At 44.3% G+C, this 19,999-nt stretch carries 22 protein-coding genes and 1 riboswitch; of the genes, 1 reads left to right on the forward strand and 21 read right to left on the reverse strand.

Going from position 1 to position 19,999, the window contains the following annotated elements; translation table 11 throughout:
• Positions 1 to 22: 22 nt before the first annotated feature.
• The 16 genes from VKA52_RS13270 to VKA52_RS13345 all read right to left on the reverse strand — a co-directional run bounded on the left by VKA52_RS13270 (position 23) and on the right by VKA52_RS13345 (position 14,802).
• Positions 23 to 1,180, reverse strand: coding sequence for a hypothetical protein (locus tag VKA52_RS13270; protein ID WP_326315992.1), 1,158 nt, complete (start codon positions 1,178 to 1,180; stop codon positions 23 to 25).
• Positions 1,167 to 1,709, reverse strand: a complete 543-nt coding sequence (sigX, locus tag VKA52_RS13275; protein WP_160913628.1) for an RNA polymerase sigma factor SigX — start codon at positions 1,707 to 1,709, stop codon at positions 1,167 to 1,169. The genes VKA52_RS13270 and sigX overlap by 14 nt, the downstream gene beginning before the upstream one ends.
• 592 nt (positions 1,710 to 2,301) lie before the next feature.
• Positions 2,302 to 2,541: a hypothetical protein gene (locus VKA52_RS13280; RefSeq protein WP_326315993.1), complete on the reverse strand. Its 240-nt coding sequence runs from the start codon at positions 2,539 to 2,541 to the stop codon at positions 2,302 to 2,304.
• A gap of 194 nt (positions 2,542 to 2,735) precedes the next feature.
• Positions 2,736 to 3,248 carry an ECF transporter S component gene (locus VKA52_RS13285; protein ID WP_326315994.1) on the reverse strand — a complete coding sequence of 171 codons (513 nt, stop codon included), beginning with the start codon at positions 3,246 to 3,248 and terminating at the stop codon, positions 2,736 to 2,738.
• Between the two features lie 6 nt (positions 3,249 to 3,254).
• Entirely contained in the window at positions 3,255 to 3,656 is a 402-nt protein-coding gene (locus VKA52_RS13290) for a DUF4430 domain-containing protein (protein ID WP_160913632.1), read from the reverse strand.
• A gap of 208 nt (positions 3,657 to 3,864) precedes the next feature.
• Positions 3,865 to 4,045: riboswitch (cobalamin riboswitch) on the reverse strand.
• Positions 4,046 to 4,090: 45 nt separating this feature from the next.
• Entirely contained in the window at positions 4,091 to 5,875 is a 1,785-nt protein-coding gene (locus VKA52_RS13295) for an ATP-binding protein (RefSeq protein WP_326315995.1), read from the reverse strand.
• Positions 5,875 to 6,591 (reverse strand): response regulator transcription factor, encoded by a 717-nt coding sequence (locus tag VKA52_RS13300; protein WP_160913634.1) that lies wholly within the window; start codon positions 6,589 to 6,591, stop codon positions 5,875 to 5,877. Before VKA52_RS13300 ends, VKA52_RS13295 begins: the two co-directional genes overlap by 1 nt.
• A gap of 106 nt (positions 6,592 to 6,697) precedes the next feature.
• Complete coding sequence (gene ccsB / locus VKA52_RS13305) at positions 6,698 to 7,888, reverse strand: c-type cytochrome biogenesis protein CcsB (RefSeq protein ID WP_326315996.1); 1,191 nt, start codon at positions 7,886 to 7,888, stop codon at positions 6,698 to 6,700.
• 18 nt (positions 7,889 to 7,906) lie between these two features.
• Positions 7,907 to 9,538, reverse strand: coding sequence for a cytochrome c biogenesis protein ResB (gene resB / locus VKA52_RS13310; protein ID WP_326315997.1), 1,632 nt, complete (start codon positions 9,536 to 9,538; stop codon positions 7,907 to 7,909).
• Positions 9,539 to 9,566: 28 nt separating this feature from the next.
• Positions 9,567 to 10,118 (reverse strand): thiol-disulfide oxidoreductase ResA, encoded by a 552-nt coding sequence (gene resA, locus VKA52_RS13315; RefSeq protein WP_160913639.1) that lies wholly within the window; start codon positions 10,116 to 10,118, stop codon positions 9,567 to 9,569.
• 54 nt (positions 10,119 to 10,172) lie between these two features.
• Positions 10,173 to 10,901 carry a pseudouridine synthase gene (locus VKA52_RS13320; protein ID WP_160913823.1) on the reverse strand — a complete coding sequence of 243 codons (729 nt, stop codon included), beginning with the start codon at positions 10,899 to 10,901 and terminating at the stop codon, positions 10,173 to 10,175.
• A 136-nt stretch (positions 10,902 to 11,037) separates the two neighbouring features.
• Positions 11,038 to 11,553 (reverse strand): spore maturation protein, encoded by a 516-nt coding sequence (locus VKA52_RS13325; protein ID WP_160913641.1) that lies wholly within the window; start codon positions 11,551 to 11,553, stop codon positions 11,038 to 11,040.
• Positions 11,550 to 12,140 (reverse strand): nucleoside recognition domain-containing protein, encoded by a 591-nt coding sequence (locus VKA52_RS13330; RefSeq protein WP_326315998.1) that lies wholly within the window; start codon positions 12,138 to 12,140, stop codon positions 11,550 to 11,552. Before VKA52_RS13330 ends, VKA52_RS13325 begins: the two co-directional genes overlap by 4 nt.
• The gene (locus VKA52_RS13335; protein WP_326316216.1) at positions 12,128 to 13,189 is read right to left on the reverse strand and encodes a D-alanyl-D-alanine carboxypeptidase family protein; all 1,062 of its coding nucleotides are present in this window, start codon (positions 13,187 to 13,189) and stop codon (positions 12,128 to 12,130) included. The genes VKA52_RS13330 and VKA52_RS13335 overlap by 13 nt, the downstream gene beginning before the upstream one ends.
• Positions 13,190 to 13,462: 273 nt before the next feature.
• Positions 13,463 to 14,056: an SMC-Scp complex subunit ScpB gene (scpB, locus tag VKA52_RS13340; protein WP_326315999.1), complete on the reverse strand. Its 594-nt coding sequence runs from the start codon at positions 14,054 to 14,056 to the stop codon at positions 13,463 to 13,465.
• Complete coding sequence (locus tag VKA52_RS13345; RefSeq protein ID WP_326316000.1) at positions 14,047 to 14,802, reverse strand: segregation/condensation protein A; 756 nt, start codon at positions 14,800 to 14,802, stop codon at positions 14,047 to 14,049. The genes scpB and VKA52_RS13345 overlap by 10 nt, the downstream gene beginning before the upstream one ends.
• A 160-nt stretch (positions 14,803 to 14,962) precedes the next feature.
• Here VKA52_RS13345 and VKA52_RS13350 point away from each other — a divergent pair, with 160 nt between their 5' ends.
• Positions 14,963 to 15,466 carry a DUF309 domain-containing protein gene (locus VKA52_RS13350; protein ID WP_326316001.1) on the forward strand — a complete coding sequence of 168 codons (504 nt, stop codon included), beginning with the start codon at positions 14,963 to 14,965 and terminating at the stop codon, positions 15,464 to 15,466.
• 55 nt (positions 15,467 to 15,521) lie between these two features.
• Here VKA52_RS13350 and VKA52_RS13355 read toward each other — a convergent pair whose 3' ends face one another.
• From VKA52_RS13355 to VKA52_RS13375, 5 genes are all read right to left on the reverse strand, one after another.
• Entirely contained in the window at positions 15,522 to 15,887 is a 366-nt protein-coding gene (locus VKA52_RS13355; protein WP_160913651.1) for a GNAT family N-acetyltransferase, read from the reverse strand.
• Between the two features lie 268 nt (positions 15,888 to 16,155).
• Positions 16,156 to 16,620 (reverse strand): site-2 protease family protein, encoded by a 465-nt coding sequence (locus tag VKA52_RS13360; RefSeq protein WP_160913653.1) that lies wholly within the window; start codon positions 16,618 to 16,620, stop codon positions 16,156 to 16,158.
• Positions 16,621 to 16,638: 18 nt separating this feature from the next.
• Positions 16,639 to 17,073, reverse strand: coding sequence for a peptidylprolyl isomerase (locus VKA52_RS13365; protein ID WP_160913655.1), 435 nt, complete (start codon positions 17,071 to 17,073; stop codon positions 16,639 to 16,641).
• A 15-nt stretch (positions 17,074 to 17,088) separates the two neighbouring features.
• On the reverse strand, positions 17,089 to 18,384 hold the full coding sequence (lysA, locus tag VKA52_RS13370) for a diaminopimelate decarboxylase (protein ID WP_326316002.1): 1,296 nt from the start codon (positions 18,382 to 18,384) through the stop codon (positions 17,089 to 17,091).
• 115 nt (positions 18,385 to 18,499) lie between these two features.
• Entirely contained in the window at positions 18,500 to 19,975 is a 1,476-nt protein-coding gene (locus VKA52_RS13375) for a spore germination protein (protein WP_326316003.1), read from the reverse strand.
• Between the last annotated feature and the right edge of the window lie 24 nt (positions 19,976 to 19,999).

Genomic DNA, 19,999 nt, shown 5'->3' on the forward strand with positions numbered 1-19,999 from the left:
AAATACCGCAGAGGATTCTCAATCATTGGTCCATGACAGGATTCATTATTTCAGGTACATCAATCGGTTCTTTAAGGTCATAGGTGGAAAATTCGCTGACATTCATACCATTGAACTTGACCCTTTCAAAACCAAACTGCCCAGCGGTTACAAGAATAGCTTCCACCATCGTCAAAAGCTGCTGCTCACTTGCCCATGATTCATGTTCAACCTGTATATTCATGATTCCTTGATCTATTGTTGTTGAAGTAAACTGAACATGTTCCGGCACGGCAGGGCTGACATAGAGACCTTTTCCCTTTTCTTTCATCAAAGAAAGTGCTTCGCGAAACGTCAGAGAATCTTCCACAGATATCGGAGCAAGGAATCGTTCAGATGATGCTTCATACTGATACAATTGAAAAATGTACTCTCCTTGTTGAATGACAGGAACTTCAGAAATTTCACCGTAACTTCCTAAGTTGACAGGATCACCAGAATCGGTTTGCACAGAAATTTCCTGTAGTTGAAAGTTCTCCAAGTCCCAGCGAATGCTTTCGATGATTGCGCTTGCCCACGCTGTGCCATTAACACTAAAACCATCAGGAAACGTAACGACAGCTGACCCTTCTGTTTCATTTACCTCATATTTCAATTCGTCTACCACTCTGTCAGCTAACCCATATCTTTCTGGTGAAAATTCTTCGGACTCCTGCTGTTTCTGTACTGTAGGCAGGATGATTTCGGCATTTTTCCCTGGATAAGAAAGTGTAGTCAAGCCGCTCTCCTCACTGGCCAAAATCAATGAATCAAGCTCTGTTTCTTGAGCTTTCCGGTCCTCTGCGACCTTCGATTCGCCTGCTTGGGGTGCTTCCTCTCCATTTTCTGAAGATGATGAATCGAGTGAAGGCGACGTTTCTTCATTTGCAGTAGAAGACTCTGCACTTTGATCTGCCCGATCAGCGGACTCTTCTACGGTAAGCATTCCACTGTTACTGAAGAAGACAGGTACGAACACGGCAAGGACGAGTAAAACAGCAACCGTAGCCAATCCTGGAAAAAGCCATGGAGCTACTTTTCTTTGTGGTTTATTTACGCGTGAAGAAACCTTTTGATAGAGCCTTTCTTTCGATTGACGATCTTCCATAGCAGGAAGTTTGCTTAATGCTTTTTTGATATCTTCATCACTATGCTTCTTCACGGTTTCCCCTCCCCTCTTCCATGTCTTCAAGTATCATCTTCAGAGCTTTCATAGCTCGATGTTGAGTCGTCTTCACTTTACTCTCACTCCAGCTTAAGATTTCTGCTGTTTCTTTTATGGACATCCCTTGAATAAAACGGAAAATCAGCACACTTCGCTGATCGACCGTACATTGATCCAATGCTTGATATACTCGTTGAATTTCATCATTCTGCACGGCTATCTCTTCCGGCATTTTATTCTGATCTTTGATTTGTTCCCCTTTTTCCGTCCAATCAAAGAATTCCATGAAGCGGTTTCTTTTTCTTTTCTGTTTACGGAAATAATCAATGGCTACGTGCCTGGCTATTGAAAACAACCATGTTTTCTCTGAGCTTTTACCATTAAATGATTCATAGGATTTCATGACCCTTACATAGACATCCTGAACCAGGTCCTCGGCAAGACTTCTGTCCTTGACCATATAGACCAGGAACTGAAACAGGTCATGGTGATAGTTGTCGTATAGTTCATCAAAGAACGTTCGCAATGGTGGTACCTCCTGGGTCACTTTAATAGTCGTCTTATGTATGAAAAAGTTACACTATCTATCTTAATATGCAAAAAAAGAAAAAGGAACCTCGTTTTCCAAACAAAATCACCAGCAGCTCCCTCCATCCCACCTTTAACTAATGCTGCCTTTAGTTGAAGACTAAGTTTCGAGACTTTTGTTGTGTGGATGGGGGCTGCGGGGAATAGCTCGCTTTCCGTGGGAGCGCGGTGAGCCTCCTCGGACTGCGTCCTGTGGGGTCTCACCATGCACTTTTTTCCTCCTAGATATCCGGTTCCGGCACCTAGCGGCTAGTGAGACTTCCCTCGCTTCTGTACGATAAGTCAACATCGAATCGCTACGCTCTCCGTGTTTCCTTTATCTACGCCAGCTCAGTCCAGTCCATACGCCGCTGACCAAGGCGCCTGCACACTTAAGATAGGAGTCTCGCCATTCCCCTCCGCCCCTTTGCCATATAAGTATCTCGAAAGAACTTCCGGAAAAGGAAGCTTTTACTCCTAAGGAAAGTGAAGCAATCTGGATCCTCCAACCTCATTATGAATGATAAAGCCTGTTATAGAGCGCTTTATCACTATTGATTCAGGATTTGTGAAAGACACTCATACTGGGCAAAGGGATTCGTTTCTAACAATAATCGTATGGGGTGGTTGGGAAGCTGGGAGACTCCCGTGGGAGAAAGGAGATCGGCGAGATCCCGCAGGGCGTAGCCCGAGGAAGCTCGCCACTCCCCCATAGGAAAGTGTCCAAATGCGGAATCGCCCTGGTAGACACGACTTGCATAAGCAGAACAGCAACGGAATGTGCTTTTCATTCCTTTGCTGTTCTGCTTATGACGCGAGTGTCTGGGCGATGGAGCTAGACGAGTAGCTTCCCAGCCACCCCTGACGCTCAACCCGGGCAACGAACCCGGGAAAGCCTCGAAACTGAGTCTTCCACAATCCTGCCATTATCTTTAACAAAATATAGAGGTAGCAGTAACAAAAAAGCTACCCTTGGTTCGGGTAGCTAAGATACTTTTGATATGGCGTTTCTTTTTTCGTAGCGTTGGAAAAGTGTTCCGAGTATTGGAGAAAGAGCCAATATGAACACAGTACTAGATACTGCATGATTGAAATCCATCGGGAGGCCGGCTAAATAATAGGCCCAAAAGGGTTGTCCCGCTGCCCGCATGGTCAATGATAGAATGACACCGAACATAAGCCCACTGATGAATCCATAGATGGAAAGACCCCATGATGGCATGTTCGACCAATACTTCCCTAATAGACCAGCAACGATTCCTATGATTGACCAGGCGATTACCTGCCAGATTGTCCATATGCCCATGCCCAGCAGCACATTCGATACAAAAGTCGTGAGCAGAGCAATGAGAATGCCGGCACTAGGTCCAAGCCAGAAACCAGCAATAATGATGATCGCAGTCACCGGCTGGATGTTCGGTAGATGAGCTAATGCCATTCTTCCTGCTACGGCTAAAGATGCGAGCATGGCAATCAGTGTAAGCTTATATGTGTTCATCATTCATCATTCCCAAGATTGATAGTCAAAAACGATTTCGTCTCCATCCTCTACTTCGTACTCATTGGCTCCAACCATTGCTTCGTCTCCATTTATGGTGTACATCCAAGCCATTTTTTCCTCTTGGTTACCAGCAATTCCTTCTATGCTGTTGATAAAGCCTTCTGATTGTTCAACTTCATAGTTCTCTTCCATGACTTCCATAAGCGTGGTACCTTCTTCTACCGTTATTTCATCTTCTGCCATCATTTCTTCGCCATTGTTTTTAGAAACCTGCACCTCTACAGTGACTTCCTGTACTTGTTCTTCCTGAGTCGCTGATGTTTCCTTTTCCTCTTGTGTCCCACACCCTGCCAGTACGGCAACAGCAAGAATCATGGCTGTAAAAAACGTGCTCCACTTTTTCATGACAATCTCTCCCTTTTTTCTTATTATTTCACGGCCAGGAGGAGAGAAAAGCAAAGACAACCAAGTGACGTGTCTGTAGAAATCCAATAATCTTTCCTACCAAAAAAAGCTTACCCTTCTACAAGGGTAAGCTTAAGACAAACGAAAGGATAAGATTTACGTTACACGTCATACCGATCGGTTGTCTCAAATGCTCAATCCCCGAAGCTTTGAAACATTGGATCAGGCAGGTCTACTGACTCGTGCGTCATCCTAATCAGGATCCTTCCCATACCAATAGGTACAGTGGAATTTCCCTTTCGTCTACACTTACAGTTGCGAGGACAGTTCTGGTTTCGCACCAGATTCCCTATCAAGTCTTTTCAGACACCTGAATCCTCTTCATATGAAGTTTCCATAAACAAGATTACATCAATTTTTCGAATATAGCAACTTTATTTTTCCTTATGGGAAAAAGGGATTTTGAAAGTGAAGGTTGTTCCTTCTCTCAACTTGCTATGAACGCTGATGGTCCCTTCGTGAGCTTCTACAATATTTTTCGCGATGGCTAGTCCGAGACCTGTGCCTTTTTTATAATTTTTATTCTCACGTTTTCTTGATTTGTCAGCTTTATAAAAACGCTCAAATACAAAAGGAAGGTCTTCCTCAGCGATTCCGTAACCGGAGTCTTTGACACTTGCTATCCATTCATTTTCTTCTTTTTCCAGAATCACCTGGACCTCACTGCCTGGATCAGAATGGCGGATCGCATTATCAATCAGATTCGTAAATACTTGTTCAATACGATCAGGGTCGAATTCGATAAGCCCGAACTCTCCCTCTACCTTCAAGTTAAGATCTACAGATTTTTCATTGGCGATTCCACTGAACTTCCTGATGATTCTGTTTAAAAACGGCTCCATTTCAACGGATTCTTCGTTTAACTGAATATGCCCTGCTTCCATGCGCGCGATATCCAGCAACTCGTTGACAAGCCGGCCAATCCTGAGAGATTCATCATGGATAATTTGAGCGAGTTCATTTTTGTCTTCTTTTGACTCTGCAATATCATCCACGATGGCTTCACTATACCCTTGGAGCATGGATATGGGGGTTCGCAGTTCATGGGACACATTTGCGATAAAGTCTTTACGGAGCTTATTCAGTCTTCTTTCCTCTGTCATATCCCGAAGGACAGCGACAGCTCCCCGTACTTTTTCTTTGTCATACAAAGGTGTCATGATGATGACCCAGGACCTGCCTTGCAGTGTCATCTCGATCATGGATTCATTCTCATCTGTAATGACATCATTAAACAGATCCATCAGTGGTTCTGGAAGGGACGTTTGATCAGCAGAAGCAGAGGCAGCATTCCTTTCAAACTCGTAGGCCTCTAAATATTGTTGGGCCGGAGGATTGGAAATGAGCACAGCCCCTTCACGGTTAAACGTAATAACGCCATCCGCCATCGACCTCAAAATGCCTGAAAGCTGTTCTTTTTCCTGATTCAAGGCGTTGATATGAAACTTCAACTCCCGTCCCATCCGATTAAACGCCATCGCCAATTCTCCGATTTCATCATGGGTACGTATGGGGATTTTCGTGTTGAACTCGCCTTTAGCAAGTTCCAATGCCCCTTCTCTCATTTTAATTAAAGGAGCTGTGATTCTAGTGGACAGGAAGAAAGCGAAAATGGTTGTCAGGACGATGGCAATTCCAGCACCCAGGAAGATGATTTTCGTTGTCTGCTCGGACGTTTCTTCAATCGTATCCAGTGATTGATAGACAAAAACAGCTCCGTCACGGTTATCAAGAGGGGTGCCGACAACCATTACTCCTGTCTCGCCATTTCCTAGATCGGCAACTTTTTTAACATCTGACCCCTCATTCAAAACGGTTTTTGTGTCCTCATCATTTTCAAACCACGCATAATCAAGCACGGGCAGAGAATCGGAATCACTCTCAGAAACCAACTGCTCCTCTTCACTCAATACGATGACCGCACGACTTGCCGGATCTTTGACAAGGGCTGTTGTTGAAAGTAAGAGGTCTTCCTCTTGTTCATAGCGGTCTACGACATCTGAAATCCGGTCCGCCGTCTGCAAAAGATGCCGTTCTGCTTCCACTACGTGATAGTTTTGAAAGAACTCAAGAAGAAGAACAGTTAAAATAAAGAGGACAAAGCAAACCAATAGTAAGATGGTGAACCATAACTTCCCGACTACACTACGCCAGAACATCAGTCACCAGAGACCTCGAATTTATAGCCGATGCCCCATACCGTCACAATCATCCCTGCTGCCTCTGCAGAAACTTTGCTTAATTTTTCGCGGAGTCGTTTGACATGCGTATCCACCGTCCGAAGATCGCCGAAAAATTCATACTGCCAGACTTCCTTAAGCAGTTGTTCCCTGTCAAAAACTTTATCTGGAGACTGAGCCATATAGTGAAGGAGCTCGTACTCTTTTGGTGTCAACGCTACTTCTTTCCCAGCCGCCGTTACACGGTGAGCATCATTGTCAATTGTCATATGAGGGAAAACAAGGACGTTACGGGCAGATGTTTCCGTTTCTAAGAACTTCGTTGAAGAAGAGCGGCGCAGGAGTGCCTTCACACGCAAAACAACTTCCCTTGGACTGAAGGGTTTCACGATATAGTCGTCCGTGCCTACTTCAAACCCTTGCACGCGATTAGCTTCTTCCCCTTTTGCTGTAAGCATGATTACAGGAGTGGCTTTCTTCTCACGCAACTCTTTACACACTTCAATCCCGTCTTTTCCCGGGAGCATCAAATCAAGCAAAATCACATCATATTCATTGTGAAGCGCTTTTTGCAAAGCTTCTTCCCCATCTTCTGCTTCATCAATGACATAATCTTCCCTTTCCAGATACATGCGAATCAGTCGTCGAATGCGTTCTTCATCATCTACTACTAACACTTTGGCTTCTTGATCCATTTAAAAACCTCCAAATCATAGAATTCTACTCCTATGGTTTCATTACATCGTATCCTTTACACAAAGGGCAGGCGGAGTTTTAAAAATTCTCGCCTGCCTTTTGTTTTTATGCATAAGAATGTAAGCCTGAAATAATTAAGTTGACCGCAATTAAATTGAACATGATGATCCCGAAACCACCAACGGCAAGCCACGCGGATTTCATTCCCTGCCAGCCTCTGGACAGTCGCAAATGAAGGTAGGCTGCATAGAAGAAGAAAGTAATCAGGGCCCAAACTTCTTTCGGGTCCCAACCCCAGAACCTATCCCACGCTTGCTGTGCCCATATCATCGCAAAAATGAGCGCTCCCAAAGTAAATACCGGGAACCCGATGGCCACGGCGCGGTAGGATACCTCATCTACAAGTTCAGGGTTCACTTTTTTGTTAAGAAGTGGTTGAATAGCCGCAGCTATCCGCTTTCTTAAAATAAGTCTTGTCCCCCAGTACAGGATTACCCCGCCTAGAAGAGCCCAGAGGAAGGTGTTGAATTTCTTAGCCGCATCCTCCCCGCGCATCCATTCTGGTGCCTGGAACAATGGAGACATGGCTTCATCATTCATCAATTCCCCATTATAAGGTCCCGTAATGGCCGGCATGTTATAAGTGATCTCTGCTTGTTGTCCTTCAATCGGAGCTTCGAAAGTCGCTTCGTAATTCATCGCGCTGAATGATGAAGAAACGATAATGAAAGCGAGTGTCACAGCAATGATATAGATGACAAACTCTAGCCAAACCGTATGTTTGGAACGTTTGCTCTGGTCCACCTGGCTGATCAGGAAAATCAATCCTGCCACAAAACTAACCGATAAAATCCCTTGGCCAAGGGATGCTGTCGTTACGTGGATGTACAACCAGTGCGACTGCAAAGATGGTACAAGTGGTGATATTTCCGTTGGAAACATGCTTGCGAAAGCAATGAGCAATAATGCAATCGGCAAAGCGAATAATCCTAAGAGATCCACTCTGTAAATAAAGTAGAGAACGATGAATGCGAATACAAGCATCATTCCAAAAAATGTCGTGTACTCAAACAAGTTACTGATCGGGGCATGACCACTGGCGAACCACCTCGTAATAAAATACCCGACTTGAGTGAGAAACCCGATGATCGCAAGCGAAATTCCAATATTCCCTGCAATGCGGCTCTTCCCTCTCTTTTTATCGCGGATCGTGCCTCCGAAGAAAAAGGTCGCTATTAAATAGATGAAAAAAGCAGCATAGAGCAGATTGCCGCTTATGGTTGTCCAATCTCCCATTGTTTCATCCTCCTGACTCTATGATTTCATTTCATACTGGTCCTGAGGGGCCTCGATTTGAGTGCCTTCAATGGATTTCTCAATTTCCATTCTCAAGGCATACCAGTTTTTATTCGTATGTCCTGCAATCCATACTCCGTCTGACCTAGGTTGCAGCCAGATTCGACGATGGTTCCAATACATCCCCTGGATCACACCGATCATGAAAATCGCGCCACCAAGAGAAATGATCCCTAGTGTATGATCCTTTTTCACAGTCAAACCTGTGACATCCCGGGTATCGAAACCTGTAAGGCCTAGTTTGTATTGGTTATTCTCTCCGGCATCGATATTCGCGCCTATCCCCAGGAAACTAGTTTCAGGCGTTTCTTTATCTGGTGCATATAAATTGAATACGAAAGCTGGGTTTTTCGGATACTTGGATACGGAAGCCGGCTGGCCATCCTGCATTTCATACTCTGGAAAATAGTTGACGACCTCTACCCGGAACCCTCCGTCCAGCTCATATGTAGATTGGGGGTCCGTCAAATCGACTGTAAATTCGCCGTAGTTGGTCTCTTCATCATCCTTGTCATGGATTTTGAAAGACATTTCACTGAACTCATCCAACTGATAGCTCGCCTGATAAAGAGCAAAGTCCTCAAACTTTAATGGATTGTTTAATGTAGCAGCCCCTTCCTTGATCGTCTCAAGCTCAGGATCTGCGCCGGCGACTCCCTGATTGGTCCGCTCATAAATAACAGCGTCTGTCCGGAAGGTTTTCGGAATCGCTCCATCCTGATTTTCAATGGCTTCCTTAAACTTCGCATCTTCAGGATTGTCTTTATCATAGGTTTCTAGAGTGAATGCCTCATTTTTAATATAGTACTCGCCTTCTGTTCCAGGGATCAGGGTAGTCTCCCCTTCCCTCACCCAGACGTGTTCATCGACATAAAAAGCAGGGATAAACCGGAGAATTGCACCTAATAGGAAAATAATAAGACCGATATGATTGACATAAGGTCCCCATCTCGCAAAACGGTTCTTCTCTGCCAGTATATGTCCATCTTGTTCATAAACGTTGAAGCGTCTTTTCTTTAAGTTGCTTTTGAATGTTTCATAAGCGATAGAATCCGATTTCGTCTCTCCGAACACCCGCTGTTTTTTCATGAACAGTTCATGACGCTTCGGCTTCTGCCTTTTCAAAGTTTTATATAGCGGGAAGAAACGATCGATGGATGCAATGACAATGGATATGCCAATCATCGCGATTAATAGCATGTACCACCACGAACTGAAAAGGTCATGAAATCCGAGTTGATAATAAATCTGTCCGGCTATCCCGTATTGATCCTTGTAGTGGGTGGCAGGATCTGCCCCGCCAATAAACACGGATTGAGGGAAGATCGTTCCGATCGCAGATGCCACGACGGTGATAAAGATCAGGGTGACCCCGACCTTCACGGAAGAAAAGAAGTTCCATATCTTATCAACGATCGTACGATTATACGTTTGGGAGCGACGGGCACTTCCATCGTAACGCATGTTGAGGAGTTTTTTATCCTCATTCCCATCAATATGCTGGTTCTGCTCGACCGGCTTTCCGCAAGCTTCACAAAGAACCGTGCCTTCAGGATTCACATGACCACATTCACAGGTAATCTCTTTCATAGTAAAACCTCACAATGTCAAGTAGACTCTATTCCGCCGGTGCAATCTTTTGCAAGTGGCCTTCGAGTTTGTCCAAGGTCAGAGGGCCGATGACTTGCTCTTCAATTTCACCTTCAGGATTGATGAACAGCGTAGAAGGAATCGGACCGATGTTATAAAGATCCATCACTTCTCCATTTTTGTCCTGGAGAATTGGAAAGGTCAGATTGTATTCGTTCACAAAATTCTTCACCACAAGTTCGGTTGAATCCAAATTGACAGCCAGAATTTCGACACCTTTCTCTTTATACTCGGGATACAATTCTTCCATATAAGGCATTTCATCTTTACATGGCTTACAATACGTCGCCCAAAAATTGACCATGACGCCTTTTCCTCGCAAATCACTCAATTGAACCGTCTCATCTGTACCGAACTTTTTCAATTGAAAATCGGGGGCTTTTTCCCCTTTGGCGATCACCGCCTGTTCATCCTTGCCGTTAGCGACGAGAGCGAACACGACAAGCCCGACCATGACGGCAAGCATAGCTGTTCTGAAAATAAGGCGCTTTCTTTTTTTTCTAATGGTTGATTCCTTCATATTGACTCACTCCCAACCCATTATAACATTGATTGAAGGCTGTAAATTTGAACGTTATTCAACAGTTTTTTCAGCAAGTGCACGAAGCTGTTTCACTTCAAACGGTTTTAAAGGTCGAGAATCACCAGCATTCATTCCATGTAAGTCCAGTGTCCCGTAACGCTCACGCTTCAATTTGTCGACAGGGTAGCCAAGGGCTTCAAACATCCGGCGTACTTGACGGTTCTTTCCTTCATGAAGAACGATCTGCACAATCGCCGTATTCTTCTTCGAATCGGTGGATGTGACTTTCGCGTGAACGGCCTTCAGGTATTCCCCGTCTACAGTCATCCCTTTCTTCAACTGTTTCAATTGATCTTTGGTAGGAATGCCTTTCGTCTTTGCGATGTACACTTTGTCCACTTCATGACTTGGATGCATAAGTAAATTCGCAAACTCCCCATCGTTTGTTAACAAAATCAATCCAGATGTATCATAGTCCAGTCTGCCGATTGGGAAAATCCGCTCTTGAACTTCAGGTAAAAAGTCTGTGACTACTTTACGTCCCTTATCATCACTGACGCTTGAGATGACTCCGCGTGGTTTATATAGCAAATAGTAGACAGGCGCTTCTTTATCAATCGGTACTCCTTCTACTTCTATATCATCGTTTTTACCAACCTTTGTTCCTAATTCTGTTACAACTTCTCCATTGACCGTAACCTTGCCGTCAACAATCAACTTTTCTGCTTTTCTTCGTGATGCGACACCTGCGTGGGCGATCACCTTTTGTAGTCGTTCCATATCTGCCATACGACCGTCACCAACTTTCTTTGAAATCACTTTTTTTCATGAAACGGAGCCACGCTCACAAAGCGCGGCTCTTCCGTTCATCTACATTATACACATTCTATAAAGTTTTGAACAAAAAATCATCCTATTAACTAAATAGGATGATGACAATGATAATTGATGCTATTATACCAACCAAATCGGCCAGGAGTCCAACTTTCAAAGCATCTCCCATTCTTTTAATACCTACAGCACCAAAATAGACGGTGATAATATACAGCGTTGTATCCGTACTTCCCTGCATGACAGAGGCGAGCTGGCCTATGAATGAGTCAGGACCGAACGTACGGATCAGCTCTGTCGTCATACTGAGGGCGGCCGTGCCTGAAATGGGTCGTATGAAGGCCAAAGGGAGAATTTCAGCCGGGGCTCCAAACAAGGACATGAGAGGTTCGAACAGTTTTACAATCGCACCCATGGCACCTGAGGCTTGGAACACAGCAATCGACACCATCATCCCCAGCAAAAAAGGAAGCAGACTGATCGCTATTTGGATTCCTTCTTTACTTCCTTCCACGAAAACTTCATACGAAGGAACCTTTTTGAGGGTTGCCGTCACCAATACAAGCAGGATGATGGATGGGATGAGCCATATGCTGATCATAAGCGCATCGCCCTCTCCCTTTTATAATGGAAATAACGGTCGATCAATAAAGCGGCAATGGTAGAAATAATAGTTGCCAGAATGGTAGCTCCGACGATGGAAGTCGGATCCTGAGAGCCATACTTCATCCGAATGGCAATGACGGTGGTCGGGACGAGCGTCAGGGAGGAAGTGTTGATGGCAAGTAGTGTAATCATCGACCGGCTCGCTTTATCGGAGCCTGATAACTCTTTCAATTCCTTCATCGCTTTTAATCCCATTGGTGTGGCAGCATTTCCAAGACCGAACATGTTTGCCGTCATATTAGACAGGATGTAACCGAGCGCCGGGTGGTCATCCGGAATTTCAGGAAAGATCCGTTTCACAAAGGGCCGGAAGATTTTCGCAAGGCCGGCAAGGAGTCCTGCCTCTTCAGCGATTTTCATCAGTCCCAACCAAAAGATAAGAACCCCTGCAAGGCTCAGCGTAATCATAATCGCTTCATCCAAAGTAGAAAAAATCGCCTTGTTCACTTCGTCCATCGTACCATTAAACATGGCAAAGATGATGCCCGTCACCGCAAGAAACGCCCAAATCAAGTTGACCATGGCGCAACCCCCATCATCCTATTCAGAAAGTTCTTCACTTCTGAAAAGAAGGATTGAGAAGGACGCTCATTCCACACAGGCGCTTCTACTACTGGTGTTTTTCCGACCATGAAGTATGTCACACCTGCTAAATTCGAATCCCCTTCTTGTTCATAGCGATAAAACGTCGCTTGAAGATCATCTTTTTCAGATAAAGTCAGAGGATAATAGATATCTCTAGGAATGTATAACGATTGACCGTTCACTTCCACGGTACCTTCACTTTGAAGTTTTACCGTTTCAAAATTATCGAATCCCCACTCGAACATCCTCGTATGATCATTCCAATCATCAGGAGCATTTAAAGTTACAGCAATCAGCTCCATGCCATCTTTTTGGGCACTTGTCACCAACGTCCGTCCAGCGGCTTTAGTGAATCCTGTTTTCCCACCGTTTGTAGGCTCATAATACTGGGTCAGCATCTTATTTTTATTCTTCCAGGAGTATTCCCGATTCTCAGAACGATACATTTCACTGCCTGTCACTTCGCGGAACGTATCGTTTTTCATGGAGTAAGCCATGAGCAGCCCCAAATCATACGCACTGGAATAATGGGTTTCTCCATCCAGGCCATGAGGGTTCTCAAAATGGCTGTTGTTCATTCCAAGCCAAGCCGCTTTTTCGTTCATCATCTGTACAAAACCTTCGACGCTTCCGCCTACATGTTCAGCAATCGCTACAGCTGAATCATTTCCAGACCTAAGCATCAATCCATATACCAAATCCTTCAGAGGAATTTTTTCTTTCTCTGTCAAATAAATGGAGGACCCTTCTGTATAAACGGCCCTTTTACTCACTTTCACTTTTTCTTCCAACATTCCTGATTCTATCGCTATGATCGCAGTCATGATTTTTGTGGTGCTGGCAATCAGTGTAGGATCATAGGCATTCTTTTCGTATAAGACCCGTCCCGATTCTGCATCCATCAGAACAGCACGCTCAGCAGATACCGATATATTAGGATTCGCTTTTACCTTCTCCACCATAAAGGTTGGGAGTAGTAAAGTCATTGCCACAGCTACATAAAAGAACCTTCTCAAGAGGACTTCCTCCTATTCACATCATTTGCTTCAACTTATGCAAAAACGTACAAGCTTATGAGTAATAGAAAAATCCCAATACAAGAGGATTGCGGTAGAAAACTAAGTTAGTGATGAGTTTGATGAATGGATGGGGCTGCGGAGAATGAATCGCTTTCCGCGGGAGCGCTTATCTATAAATCAAGTCTTCCACATTCGAATGGTTATATAGAAAAAAAGCTGTTCCTGGTGAGGAACAGCTTTTTAGTCGTCACCGAAGGGATCTTCGTTGAATTTTTCGAAAAAGAGGTCGGCATCGCCTTCTTCTTCCCCCTCGCCCTGCTTGAGTTCAGAAAGTGGCGGGAGCTCTTCAATTGACGTCAAACCGAAATAGATAAGAAAATCCTTGGTCGTTCCATATAGGATTGGTCGTCCGATGGCATCTTTCCGGCCTTTTTCTTCAATCAAACTGCGATTGACCAGGGTCTGGATGGCACGGTCGCTTTTGACCCCTCTCAAGTCATCCACTTCTATTCTGGTAATAGGTTGTTGATAGGCAATGATAGCGAGCGTTTCAAGAGCCGCCTGGGAAAGCCTTGTTGAACCTGGTGAATCCAGAAGACGCTTGTAATAGGAAGCATGCTCCGGTTTCGTAGTCAAGTGCAAGGTTCCTTGTGAATCCATGATGGTGAGACCTCTATTCTTGGATTGATAGTCTTTTATCATTTTTTCCAACAAGGACTGGAACGTTTTAGTATCCAATTCCAGCAGGTTCGTCAGTTTCTTTTTGGTGATTCCTTCTTCTCCGGCAGCAAAAAGCAGGCCTTCGGTTATGGCTTTGTATTCTTCTAACTCCATGGTGCATCCTCCATCTTATATACGATTAGTTCATCAAAGTGTTGTTGTTGGACACACACGATGTCGTTACTCTTCATCAGTTCCAGCAAAGCGATGAAGGTTACGACGATATGCGGTCGGGTTCTTTTTTCAAATAATTGATGAAAAGGAGTGCCACCTGCTTGCACATCAATTTTACCGAGTATTTCTTCCATTCTCATTTGGATAGGAATCTCATCTCTCCGGACTTTCGCTTCCTGTGGTTTTTCTGTTTTGGCCCGTTTTAATAGATTGCCCATCGCTTGAATCATATCGTAAACAGAAGCTTCGCCAGGGCGGACTTCCGGCATCTCTTCTTCCCAGCCTTCCATATTCAAAGGAGGTCGGGTATAGATCCGGTTGGCATCGAGTTCTTTTTCCTTAAGTTCCTCTGCTGCCTGTTTATATTTACGGTATTCAATCAACCGCCGCATCAAATCTTCGCGCGGATCATCCTCAAGCTCTCCATCTTCATATTCATCTTCCATGTTTTGATTGGGAAGGAGCATCTGACTTTTCATAGCCAGTAAAGTAGCTGCCATCACCAGGTATTCGCTCGCCAGGTCCAGCTCAAGCTCCTGCATTGTATGGATATAGTTCATGTATTGATCCGTAATTTGAGAAACGGGTATATTATAGATGTCGATTTCATATCGATTGATCAGGTGTAAAAGAAGATCAAGAGGTCCTTCAAAACCTTCCACTTTCACTTGGTAGCTTTTTTTCATATCATTCTTCCTTTACGTTCCAATGTTCTTTCTATAATGGTATCAAAAAATATACTGCTGTGACAGCATGTATTTCATAACGATGCATGTCTTCTGTCTTCGGTTACGTTATACTATAGTTATAAGTCAGGAACTATTTTAATAAACAACCATGATTCTCATGGTTGACTCAAAGGAATGGATGGTTTATATGTATCCGAAAGCCTATATTGAATTCCTTGCTCACTTCCACGGTACAAGAGATTATTTTGAGTGTCATGAGGTCCTCGAGGAGTACTGGAAAGAAGTAGATCCTCGAAACCGGTCTTCCATCTGGGTATGGCTGATCCAAATCGCTGTAGCTATGTATCATGATCGCCGAGGCAATCCGAATGGGGCAAGGACTCTAGTTAAACGCTGTTTAAAAAACAAATCAGAACACGAAAAAGAGCTCCCGCTCCTCGGCCTGGATGGAGAACGCCTCGTAAAACAGCTGGAAGAATTCAATGCGCGTTTGGACGAAGAGGTTCCCTATCGCAGCTGGAATATGCCTATCATTGATATGGAACTTCTGAAAGAGGTCCATCTGTTGTGCCAACAGTGGGGCGTTGCTTATGGATCTCCAAGTGACATGTCTGACGAACACCTTGTACTCAAACACAAAAAAAGAAAAAAGTCATTATGAATTCAATAATAAAACGAAACAAAGGAGGTGTCGTGAATCGACACCTCCTTCTTATTTATAACTGTGAAGAGGCACTTTCTTCATCACATTTCTCGATGAATGATTCTGTTGCCACATCAGCACACACGTCACATACATCTTTAAAGTGATCACGGACACGATGAATCATCTGTCTTCCAATCCCTGTGTTACGGTGGGAAGGGTTGACGGATACGTGCTGGATGACGGCCCTGCCATCTTCCAAACGGACTCCGACCGCTCCGAGGATATCTTCCTCTTTCCACAAAAATAGATTCCAATCCGGATTGGAATCGTATTCCCTTATAATTTCCTGAAGTGTCTTCACGTCTGTAACTTCAGGCATGAAAGAAAGCAAACCCATCGCAATCTTTTCAAATGATTTTTTATATCGAATTAACATATTAACCCCTCAATTATGAAAATAACTTTCCTAGAGTTCCAGATGTCCGACCGTTGGATCGAAAAAAGAAAATGGTTACTTTCAATCATTGTCCAATTCTCCTGATATGTCAAGCTTACATGACGATTACGAACCAGTAGTATAAACCCCAACCGATGCTGAACACCGTTAAAAACGTAAACAGCATCCAATTTTTCATTTTCATTATACGTGGCCCCCGGTTTTTTTGTGATTTGCCCCGCTACATAGAATATAGCAAAGCCTGTGATTATTCAAGCCTGTTTAAAAACCGACGTTTCACAATTGACCAGAGCCGATATCCATCAGAATCTTTTCCTTTGATAGAAAAGGGAATAAGATTCATGATGGCAAGATAAGTATTGAAAAGAAAAGCGATACGGAGCAGGTCACCGCCCTGGTCCTTGAACCATAGGAACAAAATAAACGCTGTAATGGTATTGAATATAGGACCGCCCATACTGATCCAAGCTTTCTCCCGATCCTTGAACGGAGGTTTCCGTTCGTTCAACGAGTAAGCTCCCTGGAAGAAAAAAAGGTGAATATATACGTGGACCCCACTTTTCCTCCACCGCCCGATCACTTTCCCACGGCCAAGGTGAAGAACACTTTGATCTGCCCGAAAGTACCGACCGGGGAAGAGGTGACCAAGCTCATGGATGAATAGACTTATAGGGGCCACTAGAAAAATCAATAACAGTAATGTGACAATCATGAAGGGCTCTTCTAGTGATTATTTGTCCTCGACGCGGACCTTCTGCATCACATCTCCGACACGAACACGATCAACCGTGTCCACACCTTCGACCACTTTTCCAAATACGGTGTGACGCCCGTCTAAGTGCGGCTGAGGAGAATGACACACGAAGAATTGGCTTCCTCCTGTATCTTTACCAGCGTGGGCCATAGAAAGGGTTCCCCGTTCATGCTTATGAGGATTGCCTTCTGTTTCGCATTTGATTGTATAGCCTGGACCACCTGCGCCTGTTCCATTCGGACATCCTCCCTGGATGACGAAGTCAGGGATGACACGGTGGAAAGTCAAACCATCGTAAAATTCATCATTGGCAAGTTTCTCAAAATTCGCAACCGTATTGGGTGCTGCTTCCTCGTATAGTTCAATCAGCATTTTTTCTCCATTTTCAAATTCAATCGTTGCTTGTTTCATTTCTCATACCCCTTTTCATTTTTCATAAGATAAGTCAAGTCGTGTCATCTCCTGATAGCTCTCTCTTCTGACGACAAGCTGATGCTTTCCGTCTTCGACAAACACGACGGCCGCTTTTTGAAAGCGGTTATAATTATTAGCCATAGCATAACCATACGCTCCTGTGCTGAAAACTGCAAGTCTGTCTCCATGCTCAACTGTAGGAAGCGCCACGTCCCATATTAGCATATCTCCGGATTCACAGCACTTTCCAGCTATGGAGTACTCTTTTTCCGGATCTTGATCCATTTTTTCTACCAGCGCTGCTTCATATTTCGCCTGGTAAAGGGCGGGACGGATATTATCAGTCATCCCACCATCTACAGATACATAGGTCCTTACATCAGGGACTTCTTTGATGGAACCGATGGTGTAGATCGTTGTACCTGCTTCCCCAACAATCGCTCGCCCCGGCTCGATCCAAATCTCGGGCATAGGATAATGGTACTGAGAAGAAAGAGTTTTTACTTCACGGATGAGGGCGTGGGCATATTGATCGAGATCAAGCGGTTCGTCTTCTTTCGTATATTGAATACCAAAACCGCCACCTAAATTCAGTACGGTCGCTTCATATCCGTAGCGGTCCCGCCAATCGATCAAAGTAGTAAAGAGCTTTCTTGTCGCCATCTCGAAACCACTCGTCTCGAAGATTTGTGAGCCGATATGGCAGTGAAGTCCGATTAAGCGGATATTGGCATCTTCACGGACTTTCATGAATGCCTCCTCAGCCTGGCCACTGGCCAAATCGAAGCCGAATTTGGAGTCTTCCTGCCCGGTCAATATATAATCGTGGGTATGGGCTTCTATCCCCGGTGTTACCCTCAATAATACATCCATCTCTTTCTTCTGTTCTTTAAGAATCGCATGAAGAAGTTCGATTTCATAAAAGTTATCGACGACGACACAGCCGATTCCATGTTCGACGGCCATTTCCAATTCACGGATACTTTTGTTGTTTCCGTGCATATGGATCTTCTCTACTGGAAAACCCGCTTCAAGAGCTGTATGTAACTCTCCTTCCGAAACGACGTCTAAACTAAGACCCTCCTGGTTCGCAACCTGGAGCATAGCGACAGAAGAAAAAGCTTTACTGGCATACGCGACTTGAGCCGCCACCTGATTTTCTTTGAAAGTCTGCACGAATGCCCGAGCCTTTTGTCTGATTTCACCTACATCATATACATAAAGAGGGGTGCCATATTGTTCGGCAAGTTCCTGTGCAGGAACTTGTCCGATCAACAATTGCCCGCTTTCATTAACATCATGATTCATCGTAACCCACCTTTTCTTCAAACGGAGAAATGATAAAAAGAAAATGCCCTTTGGAAGTCAAAGGACATTAAGATTTATTTTAATTTATCACATTGCTAAAGAACGGGCAATACGATTATTTCTGACGTGTATTGTTTTGAGGATGAACAACACTCGGACGCACTTTCAACGATGGCATACTGAGACGGAGGATGATTTGGACTGCCGCTTTTCCGTTGAACGGAAGGAACGGCCACAAATAAGGCGTATTCAATGACTTTGTATTGGCTAAAAGCAGAACATAAGCCAAAAATCCGAACATCAACCCTTTGATTCCGAATAATGCCACTAAAATCACAAACAAAATACGTGCCATTTTATTGGCCACCGATAATTCATAACTTGGCGTGGAATAAGACCCAATAGCTGCAACAGCTACGTAAAGGATGACTTCTGGTACAAACATTCCTACGTCAATGGCTATTTGGCCTATAAGCACTGCGGCAATAAGTCCCATAGCCGTCGATAATGGCGTTGGCGTATGGATGGCTGCGATTCTTAACATCTCCAAACCTAAATCAGCAATTAAAATTTGATAGATGATAGGGATGGAGCTTTCCTCATTGGGTCCAATAAAAGCAAAAGGTTCTGGGAGCAAATCCGGTTGCATAACAAACAGCATCCATAATGGCAGAAGAAAGACAGATGCAAAAATCCCAAAAAAACGAACCCACCGTACAAAAGTCCCGACTGGAGGAGATTGTCGGAATTCCTCCGCATGTTGAACATGATGAAAATAAGTGGTAGGCGTAATGATCGTGCTCGGTGACGTGTCCGTCATGATGACCACATGGCCTTCAAACAAATGAGAAGCGACGACATCCGGACGTTCCGTATATCTTACAAGAGGAAACGGGTTCCTTCCCTGCTTGACAATGTACTCTTCCAGGCTTTTATCCGCCATGGAAAGGCCGTCGATATCGATTTTTTGGATTTCTTCTTTTAATAACTGTACGAGACCTGGATCAGCAACGTCTTTAATGTAAGTAATACAAACATCTGTTTTCGAACGATTACCCACCTGCATGATCTCATTTCTCAAACGTTCATCTCTGATACGGCGTCGTGTGAGGGCCGTATTCTCTATGATATTTTCTGTATAACCGTCCCTCGACCCACGAATGACCTTTTCCGTATCCGGTTCCTCCGGAGTCCTCCCGGGATAGGTCCGCACATCGACGATGAAGGCCTCTGTTTCTCCATCGACGAAAATGACCATCAACCCGGATAGCATCTGGGTGATACACTTATCAAGGTCGGAAGTCGTCTCTACTTGTTGATGAGGGATTTCATCTTTTATGGATTTAAATACAGAATCGACGTGGTCTTCTGTTTCATTCATTTCCATCAATTGTCGCATCACTTCTACAACGATGGGTGTCTCTACCAAACCCGTGACATAATAGAAGTTCACTTCAACACCCAATAAGGTCAGCGTACGGAAACCGGTATCAAATGATTGGTCTACGCCAATGCGTTCATTCATCGTCTTCCGGTTTTGCTCGAGTTTCATGACGATGGGTGTTTCTTTTTTCTTCTCATTCTCAGGCATAAACCTCCACTCCTTGATCTCGAT

This window comes from Halobacillus sp. HZG1 (assembly GCF_035818575.1).
Taxonomy (GTDB): domain Bacteria; phylum Bacillota; class Bacilli; order Bacillales; family Halobacillaceae; genus Halobacillus; species Halobacillus litoralis.